Raw genomic sequence first — 23,675 nt, 5'->3', positions numbered from 1 at the left:
AGGATAACGATGCAACAGAAATGAAAAGAGGGCCGAGATTCCAACAGGGTTGGGATTTCGGTCCTCTTTTTGTTGATAGTGCTACCTGCGTGTCCTTACGGAAGTATAGGGCGCTATTTGGTGTGAATAGTGGGAAATAGCTGATTTGGCGGAACTACAGGGCGCTATTTCAACCCAAAAGAGTGCTTTTCTCCGAGTATTGGGAGAATAGCGGACTTCAGTTCCCTTTGCTGCCGGGCACGGTGGTTTTAACACTAAATAGGGGACTGTAGTTCCCCTACCTACCTCAACAGTGCCGCATAATCCATCTGCGGCACAATGCCAGCCTCTGCTGCGCGCTGAAGCAGCGTCAAAACAGCGCCATACCCGTCATCACCAAGATTCGCGGTGAACTCGTTCACGTACAGGTCGATGTGCGCCTGAGCGACCTGCGGGTCCATCTCCTGCGCGTGCTGCATGACGTAGTCGCGCGAAGCTTCCGGATGCGCCCACGCGTACTCCACCGAGGCACGGGCCCAGCCCGCAAGCGCCTCAAGATCCATCGAGCGCCGCGCTACAATGGCGCCGAGCGGGATCGGCAAGTTGGTGTCTTCTTCCCACCAACTGCCCAAATCTTTGAGAAGCGCTAACCCGTACGACGGGTAAGTAAAGCGCGCTTCATGAATCACGAGGCCGGCGTCAATCTGGCCGTCCCGCACGGCTGGCATGATCTCGTGGAACGGCATGACCACGATTTCGCCGACGCCGCCGGGAACGTTCTGTTCCGCCCAGAGGCGGAACAGCAAGTACGCGGTCGAGCGCTCGCTTGGCACGGCGACCCGACGGCCGCTTAGCTGAGCCGGGTCAGGGTTTGTTCCGCCGGACTGCGTCAGCACGAGCGGGCCGCAGCCTCTGCCCAAGGCGCCGCCGCAGGGCAGCAGGGCGTACTCCTTCAGCACCCATGGGAGTGCGGCGTAAGAGATTTTGAGCACGTCGGGTCCGGTGCCGTCGGCAGCCAGCTTATTCGTAATGTCGATGTCGGCATATAAGACATCCAGCTCTGGAGCGCCGGGGATTAAGCCGTGCGCCCAAGCATGGAACACAAAAGTATCATTGGGACAAGGTGAATACGCAATTTTCATTTTAAAGCACCTCCGCTAAGACTGAACTTGCTGCTTCTAAAGCTTGTAGAGCGTCCCCGATGCGCCAGGCATCGCGGTCGCGTGGACCAACCGCGTTGGAAATCGCGCGGATTTCAATGACAGGCACGCCGCGCAATGCAGCGGCCGTGGCAATGCCGAAGCCTTCCATGGCTTCGGCGGCGGCTCCAGGCACTCGCGCTGCGAGCTGAGCGGCGGTAGCGGCCGTCCCGGTAGCTGTCGCTACCGTGAGCACCGGTGCTGTGCGCGCGCTAAGGCCGGCGGCTGTGAGCGCCGCCGTCAGTCGCTCGGCTATGTCGGCTGCAACGCTGATGCGCGTTGTGCCGAAGCCGAGGTCGTCGAGGGAGCTGAAGCCGTCCAGCAGCTCCACGCCAAGATCCGCGGCGATGATTTCGCTCGCGACCACAAGCGATCCGATCGCCGCTTGCCCGGGAAATCCGCCGGCAATACCGGCGATAACAACCAAATCATATTGTGCTGCGGCCAGCACCATGGCACCATTAACGGCTGCTGCCGCAAGTCCTACGCCGGCCAAAGCGAATTCAAACCTGATGTCATGGCCAAGCCCCCGCTGCACAGCATCCCTTTCAGGCGCTACTGCCGTCATCATAAGTACACGCATTATTAGGCCAATCCCCTTTTAAACTAAAACCATGATGAATTCTCTGTCTATTATTTTACATGACTAGAACTAAATAAGAAACTTTTGAGCACTTCCGCTCCACCTTCTTGACTTGAATGATTAATTTAATTATCATCTAATTAGACGCATGATAAATTAGTTATTTATGAAGAGGTGCCCACCATGCAGTTAGATAAAATTATTACCTACCATAAAGCACTGTCTGACGCGACGCGAATTCGTATGCTCATTTTGCTGAGAGATGGGGAACTGAACGGTCAAGTGCTTGCGGAGAAACTAGGCGTTACACCCGCTACAATTACGCATCATGCTGCTAAGCTGCGTGAAGCCAGCCTCATTCACGAACGGCGAGACAAGAATACGATTTATTTCGCGTTAAATGAGTATTTTATCCGCAGCAACGCCAGCGCGACAGCCGATCTCATTTTCAAAAATCAGAAAGGAGAAGCCAGCACCATGCAGACCGAAGACACCCGTCAGAACCTGAAGCAATCCATCATTCGCAACTTTTTCACGCAAGACGGCAAGCTTAAGCACATCCCTTCTCAACTTAAAAAGAAGCTAATCGTTCTGGGGCATCTCATTGACCAGCTCGACAAGGGGCGCACCTATACGGAGAAAGAACTTAACGAGTGGATTAAGCAGTATCATCCCGATTTTGCAACGATTCGCCGGGAGTTTATTATGCATCAGTTTATGTTCCGGGAAAACGAAATTTATGAGCTGAATCCGCCCGAAATGTGGGCCAAATGGGAAACTTTATCTTGATCGGCCTCTGCGTCGCAACGTCAAGCGGACACGTCCCCAAATAAAATGAAGCACTATGGACATTCATCCATACATCATTTAGATGAATGACATATAGTAATTTTGTGAAGGGAGGGATAGACATGAGTTATGGATGCGGAACAACCTATAATGGAGCTGCTGTAGTCCTCGTTTTATTCATCCTCTTGGTTATCGTATTAAGTACCTTCGGATTTGGTTGGTAATGACGATTACAAGCGGCTGGGACGATGAATTCGTCTCGGCCGCTTACTTTTTTATGAGCTTTTACGTTATAATGAAAGCCTGTATCATTCTTTACCTATATGACCTACTCAGGATGGAGACGAGGTATTGTGGCTACTCCGATTTTAACCATTGTGGTCCCTTGTTATAACGAAGAAGAAGTTCTTCCGGAAACGGTATTCCGGCTTAGCAGTGTCATCGACGCCCTCATTACAGATAATCTGGTCGCAAGCACAAGCACCATGCTCTTGGTTGATGATGGCAGCAAAGACGCAACGTGGTCGCTGATCGAACGCTTTCACGCCTCAAACTCCTTTGTTACCGGGCTAAAACTGGCGCGAAATGCGGGGCATCAAAGCGCCTTGCTTTCCGGTCTCATGCACGCCAAGTCTTATTCCGATTGTGTCGTATCCATTGATGCGGATCTGCAGGATGACACGGATGTTATCCGAGAATTCGTCCTCAAATTCCGCGAGGGCTTCGATATCGTATACGGTATCCGGCAGGACCGGTCTGCAGATACCTTTTTCAAACGGGCAACCGCGCAAGGTTTTTATAAGCTAATGACTTCCCTAGGGGTAAAAATACATTACAATCATGCGGATTTTCGCTTAATGAGCAAGCGTACTCTCGATAATTTGGAGAAATTCCAAGAGGTAAATTTATTCCTGCGTGGCATGGTGCCGCTGCTTGGTTTCCCGTCCACTCAAGTGTATTACACTCGGAAAGAACGTTTCGCCGGGGAATCCAAATATCCATTGCGCAAAATGCTTGCCTTCGCTTTCGACGGCATCACGTCTTTCAGCGTAACTCCGATCCGCTTCGTTACATTGATGGGGTTCGTCCTGTTCCTTCTTAGTGTCGTTGCCGCCTTATATGCTATTATCGGCAAACTGCTGGGAGCGAACGTAACTGGCTGGACTTCATTGGTCTTGTCCGTATGGTTCATTGGCGGCGTGCAGCTGCTGGCGCTTGGTCTAATTGGCGAATACATAGGAAAAATATATAAAGAAGTAAAGCAAAGGCCGCTTTTTGTCATTGAAAAAGTATTGAAAGGGAGCGCTCAGGAACAAGAGGAATTGTCTGTAACCCCTCCATCCATCCCGGCTGCTTCAAACCGCCGATAACATGATACAACAACGATTATTGGCATTGTTATCAGGAAGCTTCTTACGATTTTTACTTGTCGGCGTTTTTAATACTTTGGTTGGTCTATCTGCCAGCTTCGCTTTTTTTAATGTGCTCCATCTGAACTATTGGCTTTCGACATTCGCGGGAAATACGTTAGGTGCTATCGTCAGCTACACGCTAAATCGCACGTTTACTTTCCGCTCCAATGCCAGTGTGGGCAGCAGCTGGTGGAAATTTGCGATCGTTATTTTAAGCTGTTATGGCTTGTCTTATAGCTGCGGTCTGCTTTTGGCTGAAGCCGCAGGCGTACTGTGGCCTGAGTTGCGGGCAGATTGGCTGCACAATGCTGCTATTTTGGTTGGAAATGGCTTGTACACCATTGGTAATTATTTGGGACATAAATATTTTACATTTCGGGCTAATGGTCCCACCCGCAGCGGGGTATCCTAATCACCAAGAGGTGATGCCTAATGGCACGTAGAAGAAGCAACCGGGCCATCGTGCCCGGATCCGAACATGGACTGGGAATTCTTAAAGCACAAGTCATGCGAAATCAAGGCTATAACGTGAATCCAGAGCGGCCTGATTTGGTCAAATATGAGGTCGCCCGAACGTTGGGAGTTCCCCTACAGCAAGGGTACAACGGCCAATTAAGCTCGGAAGACGCGGGCAGGGTTGGCGGTCCCATTGGCGGGGCAATGGTCAAGGAGCTTGTGCGCATGGCGCAGCAGAAATTAGCGGAGCAGCGCCCCCCGCAATGATCCGCTTCCCAAGAGATGCCATAATCCGCCGCGGCTGCACATAAACTAATAGCAAGCTGCTTGCAGCGCTATTTTCTATGCAAAAGTCAGGTGATGATGGTCGATGAATCCTCCAGGCAACCGTCCGCCAAAGCCCGATTGGAAAGGGCTCACGGCGCAAGCCGGCGATGTGCTGGGCCCTGAATTCTGGCAGGACATTGCCAGTATCATCCCGTTAACCGGGCCAAGAATCGATATGTATGAAACACCGCAGGAGCTAGTCGTTGTCGCGGAGGTTCCCGGATTGTCCGCCCCGGAGCAGATTCAACTATCTTTCCGCGATCAATCGCTGTTAATCCGCGGACATCTTGTCCGGCCTTATCAGGTGCTTGATGAGCAAATGAGGCTGTCCGAGCGTTTCTTCGGAGCTTTTGAGCGGACCATCCGCTTACCCGGAAGAGCTTTGACCGAGCAAATGCGGGCGCAGTATCATAACGGTCTGCTCATCATTCGCATTCCTTTGTCACCACCCGACGGGGAAAAGGTTATTCCTATTCAGTTCACCTAACGTTCAACCGCCTTATGCCGCCGGAGACGCTGTCACCTGCACGCAAATAGGACCAAGGTTGAGCGTTATTTGTTTTGGGATTTTTGGAAAAGAGAAATGAATCTTCGTTTGTCCCCATATAATTAAAAAGAGAACATTCGGAAAAGCGGATATGGAGGGGATTATTGTGGTACGCATCCAATTTCAATCAATTCATATCGACAGCCTCGCGGCATCATCCAGTGTGAACAAGGGAACGAATCGGATCGTCGGCAGGCGGCACTCTGTGAAGACCAACCAGGGACTTGGAGAAGTGGATGGCGAGGGCAATGTCGTGATCGGCGGCAAACATGTCGTTAGCGATGGGGACCGCTTTGATTTTCAACCATTTATCCGAAAGAGCTGAGAAACAACCATGTGGTTTCAGAAGAAAAAATCGCCGCCTCCCAAACCGCAAGGAGCCAGAAATGCGGCACCACCGCCATCACCGGCCGGCGCGACCGTACCTACAGTACCCGAGCCTACTTCTACTACTGCGTCTTCCCTTACCGTTCAGCAATTAGAAAAGCGCCTGAAGAAATTAGAAGAAGAGTTATCCAACCTGACTGCCAAGCATCCGCAGATTCATATAGATACTCTGCATGTTCATCAGCCTGTCTTAGAAAATCTAACCTTTCGTCTGGATCATTTGGACATCAAGGAACTGAGTGGCTCCTTAAATTTGGGTAACAACTTCGGAGCTAAGCCCAATGAGAAAAAAGGCCCTCACGATGAGGCTTTGACACGTGCTCAAGTGACAAAAGAGCCGCCCGCGGGCGCTTCAAGGCCAGCCTCTCCCCCTGCTAAGGGACAGTCCTCCGCTTCAGCGGAGCCTGGCAGCGACGGCGCGGCATCAACGACAGAGCGTACCGCCACCGGATACAAGTACACGCCGCAATCCAAAACGAAATGAGGTGTTTCCCTTTGTCCTCCTTCATGTCACCGACGTTTATCATCGGCTCGATCCGAATCGGATCGGTTGAAAGTGCATCCTGTATCAATATGGGCAACAATTGGCCAACCGATTTCCAGAGCAACCAGAAGACTGTACAAGGTTTTGGCGCTGTAGAAGGTGACAACAATCAGTTAGTCGGAACACGTTCCATGCTCAATGACTCCGACTTCCTCGACATGCTCAATGTCGGCGATAATGAAACACCTGATTGGCTTCAGGAGATGATTACTGCGCAAGCGGAAGCTTCCGGCTTTACCCCAACGCCAGGAGCCAAAAAGCCGGAAGAAGTCATCAGCACGACACAAACGCCTGACTAAAGGTGAATGGAAGCTGCCTTTTAGACCCGGCCAATAACAAGATCCCCTTTGGTGTAAGGCGCGTCGATAATATCATTATCATGAACCGTGTTAATATTATTCACGACATAATTGTTCTCGCCGCTTACCTCGCCTAAGCCGGAATTCGCTTTGCCGCTTGTTGTCCAATATACTTGTGTATTCGTCCCGATAAAAATACCGGAAGCATCCGATATCGCATTCACATGAATGGCGTCAAACTGAATGAGCGGCGGATCTAGCGGAATGGCTGAAAGAGCTGTTCTCTGCATGCGACTCACCTCACTCGATTAGGCTTGATTCGTGACAGCCGGTTTGAAGTCTTGATCATTAATTGGAGCATCAATAAAGTCATTATCAAAAATCAAATTCACGATGTTGGCGGATATCGAATTCCCGATGAATTCACCGGTTCCGTAATTGTTCTTACTGTGGGAATCCCAGCTCGACTGTGCATTCTCACCGATCCCGATGGTGGCATTGGTATTCTGATTGTTGATATTGATCATGTTAAAAACGATGGAACTCGGCATAGTGCTCACTCCTATCATGGGTTGACAAGGCTATGGGATAAATCCTGTATGCTAGCCTATTCATTCATCAACCAATTGGTGTACGAATAACCTGCAGGTCGTAAGTGCGAGGAGTCCACTCGGTCTTGATAAAGACAAAAAGGGCTGCACCATGTTGGCACAGCCCTCATCTTTTACTTTACTACCAGAAGCCACCGAAGCCTGGGCCAAAGCCCGGGCCAAAACCACCAAAGCCGAAGCCTGGGCCAAAGCCACCAAAACCGAAGCCTGGGCCAAAGCCACCACCGAATGCAAAAGGTGAAGTACCAATTGCTAACAGATCAAATAGTACCAAAGGGATAATCGCTTTAACTTGAACTTTTTTACCTTTTTGTGGAGCTACGATCAACGTGTTTCCACTGATTCTTACCAATTTACCGGACACGCTTGTTCCGTCTTTCTTAAGAGCCACAATTTGTTTGCCGACCAATTTACGAACGTCTTCTTTACGAATTTGGGATGCCACGAAACGTCCACCTCCTTTTAGCCACCAGGGATACATTGCTCTACAGTGTACTCCTGTGCAGGTAACATCGCTTGGATAGCTGTCCACCCACTCGGAAAAATAGTCGTTTGTCTATAAAAAAATGCCACTTTTCCAGGCCATACACCTGGAAAAACAGCATTTTATCAATAATTGCTTATCCCTTACGAATCTTTCCAAGCTCAGTTGTTATAGCGTCGATCTCGCTGATACTGAATCTATCCTTACTTGCGACCATGTCGTACAGATCTTTCAGATCCTCATACACTTCCGCTTTCACGTTAGAAGCCTTAATGGAACCTCCCGTAGCCATGCGCAGCTTCCTCTTTATTTCTTCAAACATAAATTCCACGTTCTCTTCCGACCACTGATTTAAATCCATGTTAGACCCTCATCCTTCCCAGCTGTTCTTTTCCCTATATTAATGCACATGGGGGCTAATGTAAAATACAAGCTTCACACAGGCAAAAAAAAGAAGAAAGACCCCCGTCTCTCTTCCTTAACTAATTATATGGCATTGGTGATCGGCAAATGCGGACCCACCATTTTGACAAGCGGCCGCTGCTGCTCATAAGAATCTAGGTCCAAGCTTACGCAAATTAGACGAATGTGCTCATCAGCCAGCTTGCGAGCTTCTTCATAAGTAATTTTAAACTGGATGCAATACGATATGAGGCCGTGTAAAGACATAAACAAATTCCAAGGAAGAGTAAACTTTTTGCTTTCGAAACCAGGTTGGTCCGTGACAACCTGACGAACGACGATGGAGAACATTTCGAGGCATTGCGCTTGTTCGGTACGGGAATACTGCTGAAGTTCAGGTTCATTCAGCATGAACATCATTTCATAGTGGTTCGGATTGCTAAGTCCAAACCAGACGAACTCCATCATTAACTTTTGAAGCAAATTCACGCTAAATCCATGTTCACGCACGATCATTTCTCGTTGACGCTGCATCAGCATGGAGAAATCGTCTTTAATTAACGCGTAAAACAGTTCCGCTTTCTCAGTGAAGTGATAATATAACGCACCATGACTGTAACCCATTGCTTTTGCGATGCTGCGCATCGTTAAAGCGCGATAGCCAAAAGTGGCGAATAAATCCCGCGCCTCGGTAAGTATTCGTTCTCTGCTAAGCTCTTGCGCGACTGCTTTCCTAGCCATTCCTATCCCTCCGCATCCTTAGCCTATTTAATTTTGTTTAGTCTTGAACCTGCCTATTCGGGCAGGTTCTTGTGAACGATGTACTCGTTCTCTCCAGCGATAATAACACCTTGACCTTGCGTAAAATCTGTTGCCCAGTTGATAAAAGCATCCGCTGCCGCTGCCAAAGGATAGCAAGTTACTGTTACCTTGTCAGTAAAATCGATATCCCCGAGGAGCATTCCCTGATTTCTCAGTTCATTCTCGATTTTGCCATACCACGTATAATCAACCTCAATCATCACCCTCTGATGATTCACTTTGTAAATCGGTTGTGCAGCTTCAATGCCCACCACGGCTCCATCCGTATAAGCCCGAATGAGTCCGCCCGCGCCGAGCATGATGCCGCCGTAATAACGGGTTACGACGATTGCGATATTCTTGAGCCCTTGATGCTTAATCACTTCCAGAATCGGCTTACCTGCCGTGCCGCTCGGTTCTCCGTCATCAGACTGCTTCTGAATCTGGTCCCTGTCTCCGATGACATACGCGCTGCAGTTATGTGTAGCCGTTTTGTGTTCCTTCTTGATCGCTTCAATAAAGTGGATAGCTTCTTCTTCTGACTCCACAGGCTTGGCATGACCGATGAAACGCGACTTCTTGATGATGATTTCCGACGATCCGTACGATTGGATTGTTTTGAAATTTGCTAGCATAGCCGACCTTTCTTGGTAGAAGGAAACAACTGTTTCATTACATTCTACACACATCTTTTGACTTCGACAATATTGTAAGAAAATTTACCACATAAATAATGGTAATTTTCTATGAAAAAAAACGACCTATCCGATTGGATGGATCGTTTGGTTCATTACATTCGTCATTTACTTCTGTAAACGTGCTTCCAGCTCCGCTTTTTCTTTCTCATAACCAGGTTTACCCAAAAGCGCAAACATGTTCTTCTTGTAAGCTTCAACGCCTGGTTGGTCAAAAGGATTCACGCCCATCAGGTAACCGCTGATGCCGCATGCTTTTTCAAAGAAGTACACCATATACCCGAAGGAGTAAGGCGTCATATCCGGCAGCGTAACGATCAGGTTCGGTACGTGTCCGTCCGTGTGAGCAAGCATGGTTCCTTGGAACGCCTTTTTGTTCACGAAATCCATCGTTTTTCCGCTCAGGAAGTTGAGACCGTCCAAATCGTCAGCATCTGTACCGATGGTAATATGATCAGCCACTTGGTCGACTTGAATCACGGTTTCAAACAAAATGCGATTGCCGTCTTGAACGAATTGGCCCATGGAGTGAAGATCTGTCGAGAAGTCAACAGAAGCCGGGTAGATACCCTTGTAGTCTTTCCCTTCGCTTTCGCCGAACAGCTGCTTCCACCACTCCGAAACGAAATGCAAGGACGGCTCATAGTTAACGAGAATTTCGATCGTTTTGCCTTTGCGGTAAAGCGCGTTACGAACAGCAGCGTATTGATACGCTTGGTTCTCGCTAAGCTTCGGATTCGCGAACTCGCGTTGAGCATCCGCAGCACCTTTCATGATCGCTTCTACATCAATACCAGCTGTCGCGATTGGCAGCAAGCCAACAGCCGTCAGAACGGAGTAACGTCCGCCTACATCATCCGGGATGACGAAAGATTCGTAGCCTTCTTCATTGGCCAGCGTTTTCAAAGCGCCTCTCGCTTGATCTGTTGTTGCGTAGATACGTTTGCGAGCGGCTTCTTTGCCATATTTCTTCTCCAAAAGTTCACGGAAAATGCGGAAAGCAATCGCCGGTTCTGTTGTCGTACCGGATTTCGAAATCACGTTAACGGAGAAGTCCTTGCCTTCCAACAATTGAAGAAGGTGTGTTACATATGTAGAGGAGATGTTATTTCCAACGAAATAAATCTCAGGCGTTTTTCTTTTATCTTTAGGCAAAATGTTATAGAACGAATGAGAAAGCATTTCAAGCGCAGCGCGTGCTCCCAAATAAGAACCGCCAATCCCAATGACGACAAGCGCTTCGGAATCGGATTGAATTTGTTTAGCAGCCGCTTGAATGCGAGCAAATTCCTCACGGTCATATTTCTCAGGCAGATCCACCCATCCTAAATAATCAGAGCCGGCACCTGTTTTGTTATGCAGCTGATCATGTGCCAGTTCTACCTGTCCAGACAAATAATCAACCTCATGTTGGGATAAAAAGGACAATGCCTTGCTGTAGTCAAATTGTAGCTTAGAGCTCAATATGCTCGCCTCCATCTCTATTTTTTTCCTTTTCCTAGCATACTTATTTGCTTGTACAAAAGCAAGTAAAGAAGGCATTCACAGGTTAGATTTCCCATGATAAAATGATTCCAGAGGTGAATGATCATGAAACGTATCGGCTTTATCGGACTTGGCACAATGGGCAAACCCATGGCTGCTAATCTTATTCAAAAAGGTTTTATGGTAACCGTTTATAATCGTACTCCCGAAAAAGCGGACGAGCTGGCTCGTCTTGGCGCTGAAGTGGCTGCAACACCCGCCGATGCCGCCCGTCATTCAGATGTACTGATTACCATGCTTAGCAATGACGCTGCTTTGTTGGATATATTCTACAGCGAAGAAGGCGTACTAAGCGGTATTCATCCGGCTCTTACGATTATTGATTCCAGTACCGTTTCCCCACAAACAAGCCAAAAGCTGGCCGAGGAGCTTGCCGCCCATTTCGTCGATTTTCTCGATGCGCCTGTCACAGGCAGTAAACCTGCTGCCGAAGAGGGTTCACTCGCGTTCATGGTCGGCGGCAGCCAGGAAGTGTTTGAAGAACATGAGCAATTATTCCTTGCGATGGGCCGTAAAGCCCTTTATCTAGGTCCCTCCGGCTCCGGTTCCTATGCCAAGCTTGCCAACAATACTATGGTGGGTATTAACCTGCTTGGTTTTGCGGAAGGCTTGTCTATTGCATCCAAAGCAGGGGTTAACCTCGAGAAATTTTTAGAAATTGTCCGCTCTGGCGGCGCAAACAGCAGAATAGTCGACCTCAAAGGCGATAAAATATTAAATCGCGATTTCAGCAATCAATTCTCCTTGAAGCTGATGCTCAAGGATCTCTTGCTTGCTCAAGGACTCGCTAGTAACTTCCAATTACCGGTTCCACTGCTGCAAACAACGGCGGGCTTATTCCAAATGGGATTAAGCAAGGGCCTCGGCGATGAAGATTTGAGCTCCATCATCCAATGTTACGAAGACTGGATGGGGCAGCAAATCGCTAAACCTAGCGAACCTGCTGCTGCCCAAGAAAAGTCGGCATCTCCGCTTTCTGGCCGTGAACGCCGTCGGAACACACGTGTGAAGCTGGACATCAACTTGAAGTTGTCCATCTATCAATGGGAGCAGGAGGGCTCCTTCTCCGGGCAAAACATTGACGGTACGCTGTTCGACTTATCGGAAAGCGGACTGCAAATCACTACCGCTGCGCCACTTGCACCGGATATGTTCATCGTTATCCACTTCCCGCAGGAAGCGGAGCTCCCACCAATCACCGCTCGCGTGATTCGGATCGAGACCGATGGCGATAAATTCCGCTATGGCTGTATGCTTTCCGGCCTGCCGCCTTATGTGCGGATTAAGCTGGAGAAATATATTGAAGAGCATATTGCTTATGCTTTGTAGAGGTTAAAAGTACTTGAAACATGAATAATTGAAAAAAATATGAAACTATGAAAACATAACTACATGTAAACTCATTGATGTGAAGAACACCGTCTTTCCTATTGGGAGAGGCGGTTTATTTTATTTGGAGGCACGGAAGCTTTGGAACAAATAAGAGACTTTTGAGGCTTCTATTTTGATACATATTAGCTTAAATGCAAGAATAAGAGTCGGTAAAGACTCTTATTCTTACAAGCTCATCACAGCTGCCCGGATGCTTTCCGGAGCTCGTCTGCCAAGCGATGAAACTCCGCTCTAGCTTCTGCATCTTCAGTGATTGTCCAAGCGGCGGACAGAAACATAATTATTTTATCCGCATCTTCACAACTCATCATATACTCCCCTTTCCCTTCAATCTGATCAAATCTCGTGAGATCGCTCCCTTCAATAATACGAATCAGTTTGTCCGCATAGAGCGGATCGGTTGCGTAACCTGCTTGCTGCAGCTTCTGGCAGGCCAATCGATAGTCCAGTTCATGCAAGACATTGGCATACCTGGGATTCTGGGTAAGAAAATAGGAATGGTCACGAATGCTTTCATACCAACTGTCATAAACACAGAAGCCATCTACAATTTGCAGCCATCTGCCGTTAATAAACTCCTGAGTAACTAACTGTTGCCCGCTCCCCTTGATGCCAAACAAATTGTTGCCTGACGCATGATTGCCCCAGCCACTTTCCAAAATTGTTTGAGCTATCGTCACGCTAGCCAAAATACCGAACTCCCGCATATTTGCTTGGGCAGCAGGTGCCACTTGCTCGATAAAACGATCTTTGTTCATAGACCTTCACTCTTGTTGCGAAGCACTTGAATCATTTGTTTCAAAAAGCTGGGCAGCGGCAGCCCTAACCGTCCATAATTTTCAGTGATCGAGATAAACTCATTAGCCAAGTAAAAATAGATTGCCCCCGTCATCATGATATTCGTGTCAAGTAGTAGGTCCATGCGGTGAGCCAGCATAATGACAAGCAGCATCATTCCTTTACGGGTAAGCCCCCAGAAACCAACTTGGCTGTTCAGACCGCGCTGTTCCTTCATGGAGGCCGCAATACCTGTGACATAGTCTACGGCGATTGTCATAAGGAAGAGTCCCAGTAATTCACTCAACCCGCCGAAGGCATAAGTCACACATGCGCTAAGCGCAGCCAAAATCGAGCTGAACATAACTTGGTTCATCGGTTTCGCTCCTTTCTTTTGAGATGGGAGGAAGAATGGTTGTGTTTTCAAAATATTTACCATGAGATAGATGCCACACCCTCCATGCTGTTCGCTGATTCGACAGTCATTTTTAACTCCCAATACTTGTTGATGTTGGTCGTTTTGTGGGTGAGACTGTCTGTGAACAATGTCTTAAATTGATCAATCGTATGTGGCTGAAGCTCGTTGCTAGCTTTCCAAATGATAGGTTCAGAGACTAGATCAGCTATGATTGCGTTGAGCATCGTGTTGAGATTCGTTTGTGCTTCGTAGTCGAAGTCGTAGGTGTGGTTTGTGCCTAAGACATTGGAGGTGAAACCTGATAGTATTTCTGCGTTGCAGGCTGCGTTGAGTTCGGCCGTTTTTGAGAGTTTAGCGTTGGCGATTTGGGACTCGGGTGTTGGCTGAATGGCTTCCCATGCGGCTTGTAGTTCTTTTTCCGTCGGTTGCGGTTCCTCTAGGTTCCATTGCGCGATATATGGCCCGTTGCCGTCTGAATCGTCTTGGACGATGAAGTCGGTTAGTGGCTGTGCATGTGGGAATAGAGATATGATTGTTTGTGGTATGTTCATGGTTTCCTCCTATGCGATACGTATAACTTCAAAATTAATATCATTAGCGTATGCAAGTGTAATGGCGGTAGAGGAGTTTAAATAGATTTCTATATAATCACCCACACCTAAGTAGATACTTGCATTTCCTTTTAACTCATATGCAGAAGCACTATTAACATTTAAAAAATAATCAAGTCTCCGATAATGAGTACCATTTAAATAAATCGATAATTGCAAAGTAGTATTTGCAGCAATCGCAGTCAGAAGTACATTGGTATCTATATGGTAGATACCCGTACTAGGTGCTGTGAATCTATATAAAGTAGCATTATCATAGCTTCCTAAATTATCGAAATTCTCAACTGGAAACTGTACTTTAGTCCATACTGATGCTGATATGGCTTGTCCACTGCTGACACTGCCCATAGCACGAGATGCGGGACGTGTGCCGAATGTGTTATCTCCCCAAGGATTAACAACAAATCCTTTATTGATCATACCAACGTTATACGTTCCAAATAGAATGTTTCCACTTGGGACCGAACCACTGTATGTTAAAGTGGCTCCATCTGCTGCAACTAAAACATAATTATTTGAAGTTCCAGTACAATTTGAAACAAGTACGCTAGAACCATATTGTGCAGCAACAGCATTGTCCTTATTACTAATTGTGCAATTGAGTATTTGCCCATTTTGGGAAACTACGCTAAAGCCTGCAAATGAAGATGCACTGATTGTTTTGCAATTATTAAAGATTGTCATCCTTCCGTATTCCGTATAGAACCCGTTGCCTGTCGTGGAAGTACATGTGAATCCTTCTACTACTGTGGTTTGACAACGAATTACAGATATAGCATTTAAAGAAACCACACCAGATGCAACTAATTGAACCACACCCGAACCATTAAACCCGTATAACACCGCAGTCTCCGCATATGTTCCCGTTGCCACGTTTACGCGTACAGTATGATTTACAATTTGAGGAACTATGGATATAGCTTTATTAATTGTCTTAAACGGTTTTCCTTTGCTCCCGTCATTATTATCTGCTCCATTTGTAGCATCAACATATACAGTCATATCCGTTGTAGTCTTTTGCGGTACGTTATAAAACTGCTTGACCAATCTCTCAGTTTCACTTGTCCGTACTTCGATATCTGATTGATTCATACACAGAACATCAACCACTTTTTTAATGTTACTGGCTACATCACCATTTACAGTATTTACAGGCGCAGATAATGAATGTTGATCTAACGCGATATAGGTTACTTCGTACGTTGCTGCTGGGTCGAAATCCGATGAATTTATAATATACATTCGATAGTTCCCATAGCTGCTATTTTGATCAATTATCCACTTTTTATCTAATATATTACTTTTAAAAATGCCCATAATCATACTGTTTCTGTATCTAAGATTTGAAGATGAGAATGCGACATCAGAAATGCGATAAGCACCTACAGAATATGATGGAAACGCCTTCTCTCTTACAATAACACCCTGGCCTACTTCAATCTGATTCAATCCTTCGTGCAACGTCATTCCTGCATCAACTTGGACTTCTTCAAAGGTTGGTGTTGCTAGTTGATAAGTGAGTTTGTAAGGCATATATCCTGCTCCGACTGAATAGTTAGGGACATTTGTCATTACTGCCGAACCATCTGTTACAGTAGCATTACCTAAAGAAACTGTCGATTTTCTCCAATACTTAGTGCCTGTCGTATAAGGTGTAGAATTTGTCCCATCATACATAATCCACCCATAGAAATACGCTTGTATCTCTTGTGTTGTAGGTGTGTATGTTTCTCCCCAACCGCTGTCTGTGTCGGCAATTCCTAAATAAAAGTTACCATCAGCGGAAACAGCATTAAAATCAGCTACGGATGATACGCCTTGCGGAATAATTCTTCCGTCCTGCTTTATTACTACGCCACTACCCGCTAAACCATCTCCACCTAACAATGATTGAGGAACCCTGACTTGTTTGACACCAGAAAAATCATTAGCAAGCCACGCCAAACTACCATCCAGCAAAACATCCTTAAAACGCTTCTCAACAAAGTATTTTCCTTCACGTTTAAACAACGTGTCATATACTTTACCATCCACGCTTGAAGCAAGTTGCACGTTAGGGAATAGTAATTGATCATCGTTACGTGGTTTGAATGGCTTTACTGTTCCTCCAAGGCTTACGACTGGATTGCTTGCGGTTGTCATTGCAGTGTTTGTTCCTAGCAGTCTAACGTCTAAACTAACTGCATTTGTAGGTGCTATTAAGTTTTCAACTTTTTGTAAGCCTGTACCTACTGCATCTATTGCTGACCCAATTGTTGCTCCTGCTGCGTCAGAAAACGACACATTGATCCTACCGTTCGCATCTGAGAAGATAACGGATATGCTATAAGCTTGTCCAAGAACAACTTTGTGACCGTACACTAATTTATCATTTAATGAAACGTTTACTTTGTACGGTTCTAATATTTGTGGACTCCCAGCATACACAATCCATTCATTAAATGTTGCCGTTAGATTTTCACCATACTTAATTACATAAGGTGCGTTTACATGTTTTACATCATCTACGTATGGGTATTTAGCTGCTACTTGTGCATCTGTAATTGTTGCTAAGGCGTTATATTCAGCTTGCGTCACTTCATAAAGCCTAAAACCATCAGCATAACCAAATTGACCTACTGCTGTGCCAGTGTTTGCAATTGCGTACACATAAGATAACCCAGATGCAGGTGCTTGAAATCTAATCGCTTTTGGTTGATATGTCGAAGTAATGTTGTATGTGGAAGCAGATGTATTATTATTAAGATTGATTTGTATAGCTACACCGTTAACTGCGTTTCCATTTTTCACATCCGCCACTGCAAGATAATATCGTCCAGGAACAATCAAATTAGTTATTTCCCTATAAAAGCCTGTAGGGTTTGATGCTGATGTACAAGTAAATTTAATAGCGTTGTTTCCGTATTTTTGATTTGCACCATCCAAAGACAGAGTCGCTCCGAAATACTGCACCCACCTCCCCACATCCTCACAATTCCCATCCCGACCCAACAAATTAACCAACGTCCGCCCCGTTATCCGTAAATTTTCCAACGGTGCCGTCTGTGGTACATCAACCACCTGCAGCCCGTTCACTAAATTCACGGGGGTCGGAGCCGCGTCGGCGAACTGTGCGCCGAGCTGTGCATCAACTTTATCCCAGTTATCGTTGAGCATCGTATTAATATCAAAGGTATCATTCCCGTCCGTGGACGGGTTTTTCTTATAAAGACCCAAGTTCGTGGTCGTGCTAGGCATAAGCTTGCTCCCTCCTTATGAAACGGGAATAAATGGCGCGAAGTCGGTCATTTTCCTCGTTTGCAAGTCTTTTATAGTCATCTTTTGATGAAGTTGGTTAAGCAAAAAATATTTGTACTGGTAGACGACCTGCAAATGGGCCGGCTTAATTTCCTCTATGGCCGCCTGGAGGTCACCCAAGTTCGGCGGCGTACCCAGCGTGTCGACGAAACGCACGGTAAACTGGTACAACGCCGGCTGTTGCGTGACTTCGACGGCTCCGCGCTCATACGCGCTGGCCACGCTATGCAGCAGCTCAACGGTGACGGTGCCGACACCGCGCAGCTTCGCATGGATCACCGCCCGGCGCTGATCGTCAGGCTTGTCCGGCACCGTCGCGATACCGAGCTCAGCCTCCCAAGCATCCAGCCCCCACGTAGCGGAGCTGACAAAGAACTGCTGCAGTGTCTCTTCCAGAGAGACACGCAATTGATCCAGCTCCGCGCCCTGCGCTTGCAGGATAGAGTCCATGACCCGCGACGTTTCGTAATAGTCGGGCAAGTAGCCCTTCATGCGCCTTCCGCTTGCGGAAGTGACGAAACTCATGTGAGCGTCACCTCCCCCAAGACGGCAACGCGGCCGGCACCTACCACAACGTTGGCGCTCATACCATTCACCAGCAGATTGCTGTAATCTTGCACCCCCTGTGTATCGAGCAGCAGCGAACCGATACGAACGTAACGTACGTTGGGGTCAGAAGAGAACACCAGTTCGGATAAATAGTTACGAACAGCCACGGCGAAATCTTGTTTCACCTGATTGAGCGTTCTTGTGCCATTCAAGGAAAGATTGGCCTGCAGAGCGATGGCAATTTCAGAAGCCGACTCAACGGTAACGATCGCGCCGATCGGTGCTTTGCCCGTCAGTGGCGGAGCCGGGTAAATATACTGCTGCACGGCAGCCACGATGGAAGGGGACGCGCTTCTTTTATCCGTGCCGATGATGACAACCTTCACCGTCCCGGGGCCGTTCCATAGCGGCTGCACCTGAGCAGCTCCGACGCCGGCAATATCGAGCGCCCAGTTCAGATAATCAGCTCGATTACCGCTTGTACCCGGGGAGCGCACTTTCGCATAATAACGGTTCAGCAGCGAACTATCGCTCTCGGCATCTTCACCGCCAACCATCGGTGTGACATTCGTCACGCCGGTAATTCCGGCAAACGGCGCTACAACGAAGACGATTGATTCACTCGGAACATTGCTGCCTAAACCTCCTAATACGGCCTGAGCTTTCAATGTCACACTGCCCGAGCTGTCGATTACAGCGGCGTCCAGCGTTTCAAAAAGCAAGGAAGCTGTCCCCTGCACGGCATCCGCCAATGTGCCGATACGAGTGCCTGGAGGAATCGCAGCACCGGGCGAACCCGTAAAACGTACAGTGCCGATGGCCTTCACCGCAGCCTTGCGCGTTACTCCGTGCTCCGCACAACGCAGGTCCAGATATGGACCGTAAGTTGTTCCGGCAAATCCCCGCCGCAAGACTTCCTGCGATTGAATCGCCGCCAGCGCCAGCTCAATAGAGGCCGGAGCCAATGCATCCCACATGTAGGAACCTTCGGATTTATCCAAATCGGAAGGCAAATTGCCCAACATACGGCCCCGAATCGTTTCTTCTGTTTGTTCAGCCAAATAATTCGGTATAATGGTCATGTTAACTAATCACCACACTTCCTTGGATATTTTTCTTATCGCCTCGCACATTCGTAATTTGGCATTGAAATGAACACTCACTTTGATTCCACGTCCATGTAAAAGGACCCACACTCGCCGTACGCGGATCAACCATCAGAGTCTCTTTCGTAATACGGGTAATCTCCATTTCATTGGCTGGCTTAGACAATTGCCTGGCTATCAAATCATCAAATTCCTGACCGTAAGCCCTTGAATAGGCTAGATACGTATAACGCTGGGTGAGCAGAGCTTTCTGACACCACTGCAACCAAGCCTCCGTGCCGCTGCACTCAGCTATTCGTCCTGTCTGCGTCAATACGAACTCACCAAGGGCATAATCGAACTTCGGACAACGTCCAAATCCAACTGCCCCCCTTCCCGTACCTGCTCCTAGCAATGGCAACTCACTCTTTTCTGTACCCGCGAGCGGAAATAAATTCGGCATCTATTTCACCACCTTGCACAAAATTACGACATCATTTCCATCATTCACAGGTATGGCCAGCACACGATCCCCTATCTTCAAGCCGGATTGAAACGCAATCCGTACATCTTCGACCTCTGATTCGGAAAAAGCAAATCTTCCTTGCCCGGTTACCGGCACATTACCACTGAGTAAGCCCGTAACCGTACCATTGATCGAAAAAGAGGGCAGAAACAGCTTTGTCATCCAATCCGCCACATAATAGTCAGAAATCTCATGTTTAAAACCATCAAGTTTCAACCCGCCTGCTGTGATTGTCCCTAGCTCAGCGGGCATTCCTGCTACAGCTGAGCTCGCGTGAACAGACATGCGGTTGTCCAGAGCAGCTGCCAGTTTTTTATACGGATTCATTCATATAAAACCTCCTTCTAACCAACTCAGGGCTGCCCAGTTCCAGCACCATTTTGCCGGGATCACCAAGCTCGTGTCTGACCGTCATGGCAATCAACTCCATCCCGCTTCCAGCCAGATCGACCTTATCACCAGCACGAATTGTGTTAATATCGAGCGATGTTACGCTAATTGTTTCCTGTATGCCCGAAAGCATGGCTTTCGCCGCTTCTTTGGCTTCGCTGACGGATCGATAGCTGCTGTCCTGAACGATTTTCTGCAGTGTACCCAGTTCGGCATGCTCGCCTTCTTCGATAACTAGAATTTGAGAGGCCCCCTCATCTCCTGCATCTTTGGTCCCGAGTACTTTCACTTTGGTTACCGCGCCTTCCAGCGTTCGCTTTTGCATGATGTTCATCACATTTTCACTCGGTTCCAGCGACCATACGACAGAGTTAGAGCCGATTTCCACTAGCTCAAGACCATTTACTGTCATACGTGGCCGATACATGGGTCCGCCCTTACGAGCGGTTTCTTTCAAATCTTTCATAATCATGTTGTAAATCGTCTCTGCGCGACAGATGGACTTCGCCAGCTTAACTTTCGTATCCGGCAAATCCCCCACCATGATATTCCATCCCGACGCATAACGGCGTATGCGCTCACTTGCCGTCATTCCTGCGGGAAACACAAATTCGTCTTCTGACTTAGCCAAATAAATCGTACGATCGTACATCGTCACCGTCAGCCGATCAGCCCGTTCATAACTATTCTCGCACTGCCAGACAACGGCCGGATGAAGTAAATTTTCTTGCTTCGAACTACAGTAAGGTATGCCTACGACTCGTACATCTTGACCTGGTCTCATACCAGGAAATTCCGGTGTCACAACGATTGTAGCCTGCGCCCTGTATGAAATTTCATCAAGCGCCTCTTCAAGTGTCAGCTCATAAATGAAGTCTTGAAAGGCATAGGACCCATCCAGCCAAATATCGTAAGATCCATCCGAACGGTTATTCGTCATACCGGCATCACCAACTCCTGCCCAGGTACAATCAGATCCGGATCGTCGCCGATAATCGTACGATTCCCTTCATAGAGGTCACGCCAGCGGCTGCCTGAACCGAGCTTCATTTTTGCAATGGACCAAAGTGAATCTCCCGCCTGTACCTGATAAGTAGCAGAAATCGGCTTAACATCAGGCCTCGTCTGTCCACCTGAACTGCCGCTGCGTTCAGCCAGTGTTCTAATTTTGTAATCTTTCCATGTACGAAAAATGAGATCAAAATACACATCACCAGGCTCTCCGCCCTTGAAGCTGCTATTATGAGCAGACAGCATAACAAGCACGTTGACATCTGTGCCAGTAATGATAAGCCGAAGCGGATCTCTCCCCTCCATCCACGTATTAAGCTGATTCATCGCCGTTTGGGGATTAGGCAGCTGCTTATATTTACAATAACTGGCATCGTACACCGCTGGGAAAAAGGAAGAGAAAGCAATCTCTTTCACTTTTACACCTTGCGGAACATCCAACTCGCCGCCACGGATTATGGTGATGGTTTCAAAGCTTTTGTCACGTCGAATATTAACTTCGGACGGATTCACTGGAAACCAAAGAGAAATGCCGTTTGAATCCTCCAATGTAAAATTCATTTCTTTAGTATCCATAGGCTCGGCCTCCGTTCTCCGCACGATTTTGGATAGCTGCTCCAATTTGCATAACAATCTGGTGACCGATGGTAACCGCCAGTTCCTCCATGTCCACTTTCTCCTTCGGCATATTAACTGTAATTCCGTCCACAGAAATGTTGTATTGGTTTGAATTAACGCCTTCACTCACGCCAACACTCGCTGCAGAAGCGGACATCAAAACAGTCTCGCGCCCTGCGGGCAGCAGCTCGGTTCGCGCCTCTTTCGGAGGTTCTTTCTCTTTCCCCGAAAACCATTTATTGACGATCAACTCTCCTGCTTTATCCCCCAACCAGCCACCGATAATCCCCCCAACAGCTGTACCAGCACCAGGAACAATAGAGCCGGCAAATGCGCCCAGAGCAGCTCCTGCCACACCGGCACCTGCTTGGATCGCAGCGCCTACTTTATTGTCAGAGGTCAGAATATCCAGTGCAGACAGCCCGATTCCTAGTGGTTTGAGCACTTTGCCTGTCGTTCTGAGCAGCTTCGAGGCTCGGCTAAACTTTCCTAACCGGTTAGACGTTCTTGGCTCAGCTGGATGTCCTTCTCTATCGCCTTGAACGATTTGACGACCTCGGTCCTGTCCGCCGGTTCTCGTTCTAACTCTCGACTTATTCCTTCCGCCTGGAATCGTATTTGTTCGGTCACCTGCACGTGTCTTGGTCCTGGCTCCTGCCTTATTCTTTGACCTAGCGCCTGTCTTGTTTTTCGTCTTGGCACCCGATTTGGATCTGGTCTTCGAATCGGCATCAGATTTCGTACGTTTACCGCCATTATCCTTGCAAGGGTCCTTGCATTTCTCTTTCTTACCACCGTTTCCGGCAAACAAGCCTTTTAAAATTTTGAGCCCTTGCGCAAAGCTTTTAAATCCATTGCCAAAAGCCTCGAAGGCCTCACCAAGTAACTTCACAATCTCAGCCATGATCAAAAGTCGGTCAAGCCACTTGTCCAGTTGACCTTTCTCGGGAGGGGCGGCAATGATTACAGCCGCAGTTGCTGAAGCGGACGCCGAAGCTTTCGCCTTTCCTTCCAAACTTCCGGAAAACTCGCCGCCAAGCCCTTGCAGCAATTCCCGCAGCTGCTTCGCCGTCCGTATGATTTGATCGTTGATCATCAGCTTCACATCGACCTTCGTATGCCCCAAGTCCGCCAGCTGCAACAGCATGCGGTCTATGACAAAAGAAAAGTAATCCCGGCCAGCAATCGCAGGCCTTGCCGTAATCTGGCTCAGCTTGGTTCCAGCCTCAGCCGCTTTGTTAAATAAACCCGTCAGCTTCTGCGCTGAAGCTCCTGTCCGCTCCACCAAACTGCGCAATCGCTCTTGCGCAGCCATTACTCGTTCCAAATTATTAACCGTCACGATTTCACTCATCACTTCACCTCCTTGCGCGTTCACGCTCCCGCTCCAGCGCATGTTCATGCTCCAGCTCTAATTCCATACTGGCAAGCAGGAACTGCTGCTCTCCGCGAGGCAATGTCCAGAATACTCCGGGGCGCAGATGATGACGCATCCATATCGCGTGGAGCATCGCCGACAGCCCCCCGGAGGTGATTAGTTTTTTACTTCATCTAGCGTTGTATTAAATCCGCTCAAATCCAGCACTTCATCGCCAAGCGCAGACAGCTCGCCAGCGAGCAAGATGCGCTTAATCACTTCCTCACCGGAGCTGGCCTGGTACTTCGCAAGCAGCCGAGGGTCCCCCCAGTTGGGGGAGACGGTCGCAGCGAAGATCAGAGCAACGTTGAACTGCTCTTCGTCAAGCCGATCGGTCTGTACACCTCGACGGTCGGCGCGCTCGGTGCATCGTTCGCGGAGTGTAAACACCTGCTTTCCGGTCAGACCGCGCAGTAAAATGGGGACACCGAATCTAGCGATTGTCACGGTTTTCTCCGGGAGTTGATCGGCCTCAAGCAGTTTTTGCAAAATTTGTTCATCTGTTAACATCATGTACTCCTCCT

General features: G+C 48.0%; 32 protein-coding genes. 10 read left to right on the top strand and 22 right to left on the bottom strand.

Annotated elements, in window-relative coordinates:
• Window positions 1–281 precede the first annotated feature (281 nt).
• Together RQP52_RS22480 and RQP52_RS22475 are read right to left on the bottom strand one after the other, a co-directional pair.
• Window positions 282–1,121 (bottom strand): 1,4-dihydroxy-6-naphthoate synthase, encoded by an 840-nt coding sequence (locus RQP52_RS22480; RefSeq protein ID WP_315953919.1) that lies wholly within the window; start codon window positions 1,119–1,121, stop codon window positions 282–284.
• A 1-nt stretch (window position 1,122) separates the two neighbouring features.
• Window positions 1,123–1,761, bottom strand: coding sequence for a futalosine hydrolase (locus tag RQP52_RS22475; protein ID WP_315953918.1), 639 nt, complete (start codon window positions 1,759–1,761; stop codon window positions 1,123–1,125).
• Window positions 1,762–1,944: 183 nt separating this feature from the next.
• Between RQP52_RS22475 and RQP52_RS22470 the strand changes: the two genes are divergently transcribed.
• From RQP52_RS22470 to RQP52_RS22430, 9 genes are all read left to right on the top strand, one after another.
• A complete protein-coding gene (locus RQP52_RS22470; protein ID WP_315953917.1) occupies window positions 1,945–2,550 on the top strand; it encodes a DUF2087 domain-containing protein in 606 nt (201 codons plus the stop codon).
• A 122-nt stretch (window positions 2,551–2,672) separates the two neighbouring features.
• Window positions 2,673–2,774 carry a YjcZ family sporulation protein gene (locus tag RQP52_RS22465; RefSeq protein ID WP_127455494.1) on the top strand — a complete coding sequence of 34 codons (102 nt, stop codon included), beginning with the start codon at window positions 2,673–2,675 and terminating at the stop codon, window positions 2,772–2,774.
• A 129-nt stretch (window positions 2,775–2,903) separates the two neighbouring features.
• Entirely contained in the window at window positions 2,904–3,920 is a 1,017-nt protein-coding gene (locus tag RQP52_RS22460; RefSeq protein ID WP_315953916.1) for a glycosyltransferase family 2 protein, read from the top strand.
• Between the two features lies 1 nt (window position 3,921).
• Window positions 3,922–4,374: a GtrA family protein gene (locus tag RQP52_RS22455; protein WP_315953915.1), complete on the top strand. Its 453-nt coding sequence runs from the start codon at window positions 3,922–3,924 to the stop codon at window positions 4,372–4,374.
• A gap of 20 nt (window positions 4,375–4,394) precedes the next feature.
• Window positions 4,395–4,685 (top strand): alpha/beta-type small acid-soluble spore protein, encoded by a 291-nt coding sequence (locus tag RQP52_RS22450; RefSeq protein ID WP_315953914.1) that lies wholly within the window; start codon window positions 4,395–4,397, stop codon window positions 4,683–4,685.
• Window positions 4,686–4,788: 103 nt separating this feature from the next.
• Complete coding sequence (locus tag RQP52_RS22445; RefSeq protein ID WP_127455490.1) at window positions 4,789–5,232, top strand: Hsp20/alpha crystallin family protein; 444 nt, start codon at window positions 4,789–4,791, stop codon at window positions 5,230–5,232.
• Between the two features lie 166 nt (window positions 5,233–5,398).
• Window positions 5,399–5,617 carry a hypothetical protein gene (locus RQP52_RS22440; RefSeq protein WP_315953913.1) on the top strand — a complete coding sequence of 73 codons (219 nt, stop codon included), beginning with the start codon at window positions 5,399–5,401 and terminating at the stop codon, window positions 5,615–5,617.
• Between the two features lie 9 nt (window positions 5,618–5,626).
• Window positions 5,627–6,163, top strand: a complete 537-nt coding sequence (locus RQP52_RS22435) for a hypothetical protein (RefSeq protein ID WP_315953912.1) — start codon at window positions 5,627–5,629, stop codon at window positions 6,161–6,163.
• 23 nt (window positions 6,164–6,186) lie between these two features.
• Complete coding sequence (locus RQP52_RS22430) at window positions 6,187–6,522, top strand: hypothetical protein (protein ID WP_127455554.1); 336 nt, start codon at window positions 6,187–6,189, stop codon at window positions 6,520–6,522.
• 20 nt (window positions 6,523–6,542) lie between these two features.
• On the opposite strand, the gene RQP52_RS22425 is transcribed toward RQP52_RS22430, so the two are convergent.
• The 7 genes from RQP52_RS22425 to RQP52_RS22395 form a co-directional block, all read right to left on the bottom strand.
• Window positions 6,543–6,812, bottom strand: a complete 270-nt coding sequence (locus RQP52_RS22425) for a hypothetical protein (RefSeq protein ID WP_315953911.1) — start codon at window positions 6,810–6,812, stop codon at window positions 6,543–6,545.
• 18 nt (window positions 6,813–6,830) lie between these two features.
• Complete coding sequence (locus RQP52_RS22420) at window positions 6,831–7,073, bottom strand: spore germination protein (protein ID WP_157317981.1); 243 nt, start codon at window positions 7,071–7,073, stop codon at window positions 6,831–6,833.
• A gap of 181 nt (window positions 7,074–7,254) precedes the next feature.
• The gene (locus tag RQP52_RS22415; protein ID WP_315953910.1) at window positions 7,255–7,578 is read right to left on the bottom strand and encodes a hypothetical protein; all 324 of its coding nucleotides are present in this window, start codon (window positions 7,576–7,578) and stop codon (window positions 7,255–7,257) included.
• 175 nt (window positions 7,579–7,753) lie between these two features.
• Window positions 7,754–7,978 (bottom strand): DUF1128 domain-containing protein, encoded by a 225-nt coding sequence (locus tag RQP52_RS22410; RefSeq protein ID WP_157317980.1) that lies wholly within the window; start codon window positions 7,976–7,978, stop codon window positions 7,754–7,756.
• A gap of 125 nt (window positions 7,979–8,103) precedes the next feature.
• Window positions 8,104–8,760, bottom strand: coding sequence for a TetR/AcrR family transcriptional regulator (locus RQP52_RS22405; RefSeq protein ID WP_315953909.1), 657 nt, complete (start codon window positions 8,758–8,760; stop codon window positions 8,104–8,106).
• A gap of 53 nt (window positions 8,761–8,813) precedes the next feature.
• Window positions 8,814–9,455: a YigZ family protein gene (locus RQP52_RS22400; protein WP_315953908.1), complete on the bottom strand. Its 642-nt coding sequence runs from the start codon at window positions 9,453–9,455 to the stop codon at window positions 8,814–8,816.
• Window positions 9,456–9,623: 168 nt separating this feature from the next.
• A complete protein-coding gene (locus RQP52_RS22395; RefSeq protein WP_127455481.1) occupies window positions 9,624–10,979 on the bottom strand; it encodes a glucose-6-phosphate isomerase in 1,356 nt (451 codons plus the stop codon).
• A 126-nt stretch (window positions 10,980–11,105) separates the two neighbouring features.
• Here RQP52_RS22395 and RQP52_RS22390 point away from each other — a divergent pair, with 126 nt between their 5' ends.
• A complete protein-coding gene (locus RQP52_RS22390) occupies window positions 11,106–12,389 on the top strand; it encodes an NAD(P)-binding domain-containing protein (RefSeq protein ID WP_315953907.1) in 1,284 nt (427 codons plus the stop codon).
• A 239-nt stretch (window positions 12,390–12,628) separates the two neighbouring features.
• Here RQP52_RS22390 and RQP52_RS22385 read toward each other — a convergent pair whose 3' ends face one another.
• From RQP52_RS22385 to RQP52_RS22325, 13 genes are read right to left on the bottom strand one after another with little or no spacing between them, the layout of a single operon-like run.
• Entirely contained in the window at window positions 12,629–13,210 is a 582-nt protein-coding gene (locus RQP52_RS22385) for a glycoside hydrolase family 73 protein (RefSeq protein WP_315953906.1), read from the bottom strand.
• The gene (locus tag RQP52_RS22380) at window positions 13,207–13,605 is read right to left on the bottom strand and encodes a phage holin family protein (RefSeq protein WP_127455478.1); all 399 of its coding nucleotides are present in this window, start codon (window positions 13,603–13,605) and stop codon (window positions 13,207–13,209) included. The genes RQP52_RS22385 and RQP52_RS22380 overlap by 4 nt, the downstream gene beginning before the upstream one ends.
• Before the next feature lie 56 nt (window positions 13,606–13,661).
• On the bottom strand, window positions 13,662–14,198 hold the full coding sequence (locus RQP52_RS22375) for an XkdW family protein (RefSeq protein ID WP_315953905.1): 537 nt from the start codon (window positions 14,196–14,198) through the stop codon (window positions 13,662–13,664).
• A gap of 9 nt (window positions 14,199–14,207) precedes the next feature.
• Window positions 14,208–17,495 (bottom strand): right-handed parallel beta-helix repeat-containing protein, encoded by a 3,288-nt coding sequence (locus tag RQP52_RS22370; protein WP_315953904.1) that lies wholly within the window; start codon window positions 17,493–17,495, stop codon window positions 14,208–14,210.
• A 15-nt stretch (window positions 17,496–17,510) separates the two neighbouring features.
• Entirely contained in the window at window positions 17,511–18,080 is a 570-nt protein-coding gene (locus RQP52_RS22365; RefSeq protein ID WP_315953903.1) for a YmfQ family protein, read from the bottom strand.
• A complete protein-coding gene (locus tag RQP52_RS22360) occupies window positions 18,077–19,186 on the bottom strand; it encodes a baseplate J/gp47 family protein (protein WP_315953902.1) in 1,110 nt (369 codons plus the stop codon). Before RQP52_RS22360 ends, RQP52_RS22365 begins: the two co-directional genes overlap by 4 nt.
• A 1-nt stretch (window position 19,187) precedes the next feature.
• The gene (locus RQP52_RS22355) at window positions 19,188–19,652 is read right to left on the bottom strand and encodes a DUF2634 domain-containing protein (RefSeq protein ID WP_315953901.1); all 465 of its coding nucleotides are present in this window, start codon (window positions 19,650–19,652) and stop codon (window positions 19,188–19,190) included.
• Window positions 19,653–20,042 (bottom strand): hypothetical protein, encoded by a 390-nt coding sequence (locus RQP52_RS22350; RefSeq protein ID WP_315953900.1) that lies wholly within the window; start codon window positions 20,040–20,042, stop codon window positions 19,653–19,655.
• Window positions 20,029–21,045, bottom strand: a complete 1,017-nt coding sequence (locus RQP52_RS22345) for an XkdQ/YqbQ family protein (RefSeq protein ID WP_315953899.1) — start codon at window positions 21,043–21,045, stop codon at window positions 20,029–20,031. Before RQP52_RS22345 ends, RQP52_RS22350 begins: the two co-directional genes overlap by 14 nt.
• Complete coding sequence (locus RQP52_RS22340; RefSeq protein ID WP_315953898.1) at window positions 21,042–21,692, bottom strand: LysM peptidoglycan-binding domain-containing protein; 651 nt, start codon at window positions 21,690–21,692, stop codon at window positions 21,042–21,044. The genes RQP52_RS22345 and RQP52_RS22340 overlap by 4 nt, the downstream gene beginning before the upstream one ends.
• On the bottom strand, window positions 21,682–23,088 hold the full coding sequence (locus RQP52_RS22335; protein WP_315953897.1) for a hypothetical protein: 1,407 nt from the start codon (window positions 23,086–23,088) through the stop codon (window positions 21,682–21,684). Before RQP52_RS22335 ends, RQP52_RS22340 begins: the two co-directional genes overlap by 11 nt.
• A gap of 4 nt (window positions 23,089–23,092) precedes the next feature.
• Window positions 23,093–23,245 carry a hypothetical protein gene (locus RQP52_RS22330; RefSeq protein WP_164819622.1) on the bottom strand — a complete coding sequence of 51 codons (153 nt, stop codon included), beginning with the start codon at window positions 23,243–23,245 and terminating at the stop codon, window positions 23,093–23,095.
• Window positions 23,246–23,268: 23 nt separating this feature from the next.
• Window positions 23,269–23,664, bottom strand: coding sequence for a phage tail assembly chaperone (locus RQP52_RS22325; RefSeq protein ID WP_127455469.1), 396 nt, complete (start codon window positions 23,662–23,664; stop codon window positions 23,269–23,271).
• Between the last annotated feature and the right edge of the window lie 11 nt (window positions 23,665–23,675).

The sequence above is a fragment of the Paenibacillus violae genome (genome assembly GCF_032461945.1).
GTDB classification, from domain to species: domain Bacteria; phylum Bacillota; class Bacilli; order Paenibacillales; family NBRC-103111; genus Paenibacillus_E; species Paenibacillus_E violae.
The sequence above is the reverse complement of the archived record's forward strand: the minus strand, read 5'-3'. Positions and strand labels throughout refer to the sequence as shown.